Source organism: Polaromonas sp. P1_G4 (assembly GCF_056405475.1).
In genome coordinates this window covers 1-6,245 of record NZ_JBFUCA010000243.1, presented here as the reverse complement: position 1 = coordinate 6,245, position 6,245 = coordinate 1, and the positions used below count along the sequence as shown (strand labels likewise).

Genomic DNA, 6,245 nt, shown 5'->3' with positions numbered 1-6,245 from the left:
GGTTCAAGCAGTTCGGGCTCACCATTCTCAAGTGGACGCTGATCGCCGCGTTCGGATTTTTTGCGGTACTGATACTCGAGCGCGTCGCGTAGCGAGTCAACCGGGCTGCCTTGACGCTCCTGCCGCGTTAGCGGCTGCGCCCACCTCGATAGTTCCCCGCCATTGCTGTGTCTATGCCACTGGCCTGAGCCAGCCGCGCCATGGCGCTGCCCACGTGGGCGTGGGTAATCGCCAGCCCCAGCGCATCGGCCGCGTCTTTGCCAGGCAGGGAGGGCAGCTTCAGCAGGCGCATCACCATCTCCTGCACCTCGGCCTTGCCCGCCTTGCCATAGCCCGCAACCGCCTTTTTGAGCTGTAGCGCCGTGTATTCGGCCACTGTCAGCTGGCGCGAGACCAGGGCCGTGATGCAGGCCCCGCGCGCCTGGCCCAGCAGCAGCGTCGCCTGCGGGTTGACGTTGACAAAGATGATTTCGACAGAGGCCGCATCGGGCTGGTAGCGCTCCACCACTTCGCACACGCCCTCAAACAGCACTTTCAGCCGGCCCGGCAAATCGCTGCGTTCCATATGTGTGGTCTTGATGGTGCCGCTGGCCACATAACGCAGGTGCTGGCCGTCCATGTCGATCACGCCAAAACCTGCGACCTGCAGGCCGGGGTCGATGCCGAGGATTCTCATATGCTATGTATTTGATAGCTGATCGCGCGCGTGTTCATTGAGTTAGAGGCCAAAATACCATCTAACTGAATGAAAAAATATGGGTGCGCCAAAGCACAGCGCATCCACGCGGTCCAACAGGCCGCTGGCACCGGTGACGCCCACGCCGCGATTTCCCCAGTTGGGAATGCCGCGATCACGCTTGAGGGCTTTCATCACCAGGTGCCCGAGCGAGCCCGATACGCAGGCAATAAAGGCCATGGCCACCGCCTGCGCCGGCTTGAAGGGTGTGAGGCCCGCCAACAGTCCGCCCAGCAGGCTGGCCCCAACGACGGCGATCAACCAGCTGGTCCAGTTAAAGCTCTTGCTGACATTGGGCGCGCTGCCCGGTCGTTGCAGTTTGCGACCCACCAGGTGCTGGACGATCATGCAGCTTTGCACCACAAACACCAGGAAGAACACCAGAAAGGCGTTTTTTCCCTGGTAGTTGGGAAACTTCAGCAGCAGCAGGGCGGGCACATGGCTGATGCCATAGACGCAGACCATGATGCCCCATTGCAGCTTGGCGTTGCGTTCGAGGAAACGGTGAGGATCGTCGGCCAGCGCGCTGACCACCGGAATCGCCAGGAACACGTAGACCGGAATGAACACGGTCACTAGGTCAAAGTGCCGCGTGATGACCAGGGCAAACTGCACCGGCAGCACCACAAAAAAGGCCAGCACCAGGCTGCGGTGGTCGCCCTGCCGGGTGGGTGAGAGCGTGATGAATTCGCGCAGCGCAAAAAAAGCCACCATGCCGAACAGCACGGTTGCCACGGTTTCGCCCAGCGTCCAGCCGATCCAGAACACCGTGGACATGAACCACGAGGTGCGCAGCAGGCCGCTGAATTCCTTGAGTTTCTGGGTGTGCAGGTCGTCTTCGTGCGTGTCCTTGAGGGCCATCACGAAGGCGGCTACGCTGATCACGGTCAGGATGCCGAACACCAGCACGAACAGCAGGCCGACCTGGTGTGAGGGAGAAAGGTTGCGCAAAAAAGTGTTCATCGGGATTCCGGGACTTGTGTCAGGTTTCCCTGAGATCCATGACGGCCTGGCGTGCACGCGCCAGAAATTCGCCCCGGTCTTCGCCCTCGCCCAGTGCAATCGGTGCGCCGAAGGTGACGGAACAGAGGATAGGCACCGGTACGACTTCCCCCTTGGGCATGACGCGCTGCACATTGTTGATCCAGGCCGGCACCAGCACCACCTGGGGGAATTTGAGCGCCAGGTTGTACAGGCCCGCCTTGAATTTTTGCGGCTCTTCGTGGTTGCCGCGTGTGCCTTCCGGAAAGAGGATGATCGAGTCACCGCTGGTCAGGGCCTCGATCAGCGGCTCCAGCGGGTCCTGGTCGCCGGTCTTGGCACGGTCCACGTAAATCGCGTTGAAGACCGCCGTGGTGATCCATTTCTTGAAAGGAGTTTTGGTCCAGTAGTCTTTCGCGGCAATCGGCCGCGTGATGCTGCGAAGCTCTTCCGGCAGCGCCGCCCACATCAGCACGAGGTCGGCATGGCTCTGGTGGTTGGCAAAATAAATACGCTGTTCCGCCTTGGGCGGGCAGCCTTGCCAGCGGGCCTGTGCACCGGTCAGCGTGCGGATCAGTCCCAGCAGGAAAAGCCCCATCAGCTTGGCCAGGATGGGAGAAAATTTGTCGCTCATGGGATTCGGCCCTTTTTGCTGCTCAGCATTCAGGGCAGTTCCACACCGCCCATACGGGCCGTGATGGTGCTGGCGCGCGAAGCCAGGTAGCCCGAGCCGGGCCGCGTTTCAAAGTATTTGGGGCGCGGCAGCATGACGGCCAGCCGCGCGGATTCATAGGCGCTCAGTTTTGACGCAGGCTTGCGGTAGTAATGCTGCGCTGCGGCCTCGGCGCCAAAAATACCTTCGCCCCACTCCACGCTGTTGAGGTAAATCTCCAGAATGCGCTCCTTGCCGAGCAGGGCTTCGAGCAGCAGCGTCAGCACCAGCTCCTGGCCTTTGCGCAAAAGCGTACGCTCACCCGACAGGAAAAGATTTTTGGCGAGCTGCTGGGTGATGGTGGAGCCGCCAATGATTTTCACCGGTCTGGCGGGTGTTGCCGCTGCCTTGGCGGGAGCCAGGCGGCTGGCGGATTGTGCGGCGCGCTGCTCGGCCTTGGCGTTTTTGTCCCAGGCCTTCTCAAGTGCCTCCATGTCCACGCCGTCATGCTCGGCGAAGCTGGCGTCTTCCGATGCGATTACCGCGCGCTTGAGGTTGTCCGGCAGGTCGTCGTAAGGCACCCATTGCTGCTGCCATTTGAGGGATCCGGTGTTGCGCACTACCAGGTAGGCTTCCGAGCGCTGAAAAGCGGTGGATTCCGGGTCCACCACGGCCATCATGGCGATGCGCGTCACAAAAAACAGTTGCAGCGCCAGGCCTGCCAGCAGCCCGAGGCCGATGAGCCTGAAGAGTGCTTTCATGGCGTGCATGCCTTCATGCCAGCTGCGCCCGCATTTCCCGCAATACCTGGGCAGAGGGCGGACGAACCCCGCGCCACAGGGCGAAGGCCTCGGCGGCTTGCTCCACCAGCATGCCCAGCCCGTCGCGCGGCGTTGCGCCGTTTTCCCGGGCCCAGGCCATGAAGCCCGCCGCGGCGGGGCCGTACATCATGTCGCAGGCCAGCGCGCCGGGCTTGAGCACCCGCGCCGGAACCGGCACCCCCGCGCCAGTCAGGCTGCTTGCGCTGGCATTGACAATTACATCGAAATAGCCCTGCAGACCTTGCAGGTCGTGCGCGAGTAGCTCCGTTTTTTGTAGCAAACCCTGCATGGACGAGTGTGCCCGGTGCCGTGCCACCAGCGCGTCGGCTTTCGCCCGCGTGCGGTTGACCAGCACCAGACGGCGTGGCCCGGCCGCCAGCAGGGTGGCCAGCGCGCCGGCGCCGGCACCGCCTGCGCCGATCAGCAGCACATCGCGCCCGGCCAGCGAAACACCGGCGTTGTTCTGGATGTCGTTCACCAGGCCCACGCCGTCGGTGTTGTCGGCGTGGATGGCGCCGCCTTGCAGCACCAACGTGTTGGCGGCCTGGGCCAATTGCGCCCTGTCGGTCCGTGTGCTTGCGGCTTCAAAAGCTTGCAGCTTGAAAGGCACGGTGACGTTGCAGCCTTTTACGCCGCCCTGTACCAGTTCAGCCAGTGTGGCGCCGAACGCCTCCAGCGGCACCAGCAGGCGTTCGTATTGCAGGGATTGCCCCGTGAGCTCGGCAAATCGTGCGTGAATCAGCGGGGATTTGCTGTGCGCGATCGGATTGCCCAGGACGTAATACTTATCCATGGCGGGGCCGGGTGTTCATGTGCGTGGGGCTGAAAGCAGCAGTCGGGGCTAGCGGCTGGTGAGTTTGGTTTCAAGCGTGTCATCGCGCGTGAACTTGAAGCGCGACACCACCACGATCTGGTCCGCCTTGCTGCGCATCGCATCGCTGAACTTGCCGAAAGGCCCCGTGCCGCGCACGATGCTTTGCGCCCGCCGGTCCAGCGTCAGGTTGCCCGAGGTCTGCACGACTTCCGTGTCGATCACGCTGCCGTCAAAATTCACCGTCACAATCATCGTGAGTTCACCGTACAGTTTTTTGCCGGCCAGCTCGGGGAAGTTCACCGTCCCCTTGTCTWCAATCTTGCGGCGCAGTTCGTCGTAATAAACGGCGTAGACCTCTTCACGTGTGGCCGGGCTGATGTAGCGCTTTTTCGGCCGTGCGTTTTCTTCGTTGATGCGCCGCTCGATTTCCGCCAGGATCTTGACGAGCTGCTTGCGTTTTTCCTCGCGCTCGGCCTGCGCCGGGTTGTTGGCGGGCTGTGTGGGGTCGGGCGGCGGCATCGATGCCAGCTGTTTTTTGATTTGGGCGAGCAACTGGGTTTGCTGCTCCTGCAGGGAATCGACCTTGCGCTGGGCGTCTTCGGTGGCGTCGCCCAGCTCCATCAGGGCCGAAGGCGGCAGGGGAGAAGTGGCGCGGCCTTTTTCCATGTCGCCACCACCGGCCAGCGAGGCCTGCGCGATGGCTTTGGCAAAGTCAGGCTTTTCGTTGGACTTGGCGTTGACCAGGATCACTTCCAGCGGCGTGTCCTGAAAGACGCGGTTGAAGCGGTCCGGATCAACAAAACGCGCCGTCAGCAACACCGCATGAAAGGCGATGGAGGCGCCCAGGGCGATTTGCAGTGTGCTTGGTGACTTCACAGGAAGAGATTATCGGTGTTTATGAGCGTATTGCGGTGTTAACCGGCGACCGGAGCCGCCACAGCGGCATCGGTTTGTGGCTCATTGACATCGACTGCAATCGAGATCGGGCCGGCGGCCATCTCGGACTCGCCATCCTCCTCGCCCAGCGGATCAGGAGACTCATCCATCTCCACGTCCAGCCGCTCGACCACTGTGCCGGAAATATCCAGCGTGATCTCGTCGATCTCGCCCAGCTTTATACGCACTTTCGCGCCACGCGGCAGGCCCTGCGCGCCGGCGGCCGGCAGCACCAGCGGCAACTCGTCGGCGCGCACCAGATTGTCCTTGAAGGCGGTGGCGGTCAGCTCGGTGATGTTGTTCTGCTGCAGGTATTTGAGTGTCCAGTAGCGCTCGATGCCGGCCTGGAACCCGTTGTAGGCGCTGTAGGCGGCATCAAAGCCCGAGATGATGGAAAACAGCTCGGCGTCCTTGGGCTTGAACGGCGCAGCCAGTGCCGCCGTGCGGCCATGGCGTGCGCAGGCAATGATTTGCCACTGGTTGACCAGGTCGGTGTAGCGGCGCAGCGGCGAGGTGCTCCAGGCATAGCTTTTGACGCCGATGCCCGCATGCGGCAGGGCCTTGGTGCCCATGCGCACTTTCACGCCGGGCAAGAGGCTGGCCTGGCTGCGGTAAATGCCGGGCACGCCGTGCTCGGCCAGCCACTCGCCCCAGGTGCTGTTCGCCAGGATCATGGCCTCGGCCACGATCAAGTCCAGCGGTGCGCCGCGCTGGCGCGTACTGATGCTGACCGTCTCGTTGCCCTGGGGCTCGCCGCCTGTGGGGTTGTCCAGCCTGAAGTTGTAGTCTGGCCGGTTGAAGTTTTCTGGCTTGCCGCGCACGATTTCGCGCTGCGCCTTCAGATGTTTGGCCAACCGGTGCAGAAAGGTCAGCTCCACACCCCATTGCACGCCGGTAGGCGGATTGCTTTGCGCGGTTTCAAAAAAAGCCTCGGTGAAGGTGCTGTCCAGCACGTCGTGGCGCAGGTTGCTGACGATGGGCACCAGCTCCAGTCGGGTGGCGCTTTCCTTGATTTCGAGTGTGGCCTCATCCAGCGTGAGGTACAGCGACAGCGCAGGGCAGTTGCGGCCTTCCTGCAGCGTGTAGCTTTTGACGATTTCATCCGGCAGCATGGTCAGCTTGTAGCCGGGCATGTACACGGTGGAAAGCCGCGCGCGGCCCACGGTGTCGATCGGGCTGCCGGGCAATACGGCCAGGCCCGGCGCGGCGATGTGGATGCCAAGCGTGACAGTGCCGCTGCCCAGGCCCTGCACGGACAGCGCATCGTCGATCTCGGTGGTGGCTGAGTCGTCGATGGAGAAAGCC

The 6,245-nt window shown here is 62.6% G+C and carries 7 protein-coding genes; all 7 read right to left on the bottom strand.

Annotated elements, in window-relative coordinates; translation table 11 throughout:
• Positions 1-127: 127 nt before the first annotated feature.
• Positions 128-676, bottom strand: a complete 549-nt coding sequence (ruvC, locus tag AC1D1X_RS13230; protein WP_477668393.1) for a crossover junction endodeoxyribonuclease RuvC — start codon at positions 674-676, stop codon at positions 128-130.
• A gap of 42 nt (positions 677-718) precedes the next feature.
• On the bottom strand, positions 719-1,699 hold the full coding sequence (locus AC1D1X_RS13225) for a phosphatidate cytidylyltransferase (protein ID WP_477668392.1): 981 nt from the start codon (positions 1,697-1,699) through the stop codon (positions 719-721).
• Positions 1,700-1,718: 19 nt separating this feature from the next.
• Positions 1,719-2,351 carry a lysophospholipid acyltransferase family protein gene (locus AC1D1X_RS13220; RefSeq protein WP_477668391.1) on the bottom strand — a complete coding sequence of 211 codons (633 nt, stop codon included), beginning with the start codon at positions 2,349-2,351 and terminating at the stop codon, positions 1,719-1,721.
• 29 nt (positions 2,352-2,380) lie between these two features.
• On the bottom strand, positions 2,381-3,130 hold the full coding sequence (locus AC1D1X_RS13215; protein ID WP_477668390.1) for a transglycosylase domain-containing protein: 750 nt from the start codon (positions 3,128-3,130) through the stop codon (positions 2,381-2,383).
• A 13-nt stretch (positions 3,131-3,143) separates the two neighbouring features.
• Positions 3,144-3,983, bottom strand: coding sequence for a shikimate dehydrogenase (gene aroE, locus AC1D1X_RS13210; RefSeq protein ID WP_477668389.1), 840 nt, complete (start codon positions 3,981-3,983; stop codon positions 3,144-3,146).
• A gap of 48 nt (positions 3,984-4,031) precedes the next feature.
• On the bottom strand, positions 4,032-4,880 hold the full coding sequence (locus tag AC1D1X_RS13205) for an energy transducer TonB (RefSeq protein ID WP_477698430.1): 849 nt from the start codon (positions 4,878-4,880) through the stop codon (positions 4,032-4,034).
• A gap of 38 nt (positions 4,881-4,918) precedes the next feature.
• The coding region (locus tag AC1D1X_RS13200; protein ID WP_477698429.1) for a ribonuclease catalytic domain-containing protein at positions 4,919-6,245 on the bottom strand (1,327 nt) is incomplete at its 5' end.

Excerpts from the sequence above, each read along its gene's own strand:
- AC1D1X_RS13215 (WP_477668390.1), bottom strand. The coding sequence starts at position 3,130 with ATGAAAGCACTCTTCAGGCTCATCGGCCTCGGGCTGCTGGCAGGCCTG.
- aroE (WP_477668389.1), bottom strand. The coding sequence starts at position 3,983 with ATGGATAAGTATTACGTCCTGGGCAATCCGATCGCGCACAGCAAATCC.
- ruvC (WP_477668393.1), bottom strand. The coding sequence starts at position 676 with ATGAGAATCCTCGGCATCGACCCCGGCCTGCAGGTCGCAGGTTTTGGC.
- AC1D1X_RS13225 (WP_477668392.1), bottom strand. The coding sequence starts at position 1,699 with ATGAACACTTTTTTGCGCAACCTTTCTCCCTCACACCAGGTCGGCCTG.
- AC1D1X_RS13220 (WP_477668391.1), bottom strand. The coding sequence starts at position 2,351 with ATGAGCGACAAATTTTCTCCCATCCTGGCCAAGCTGATGGGGCTTTTC.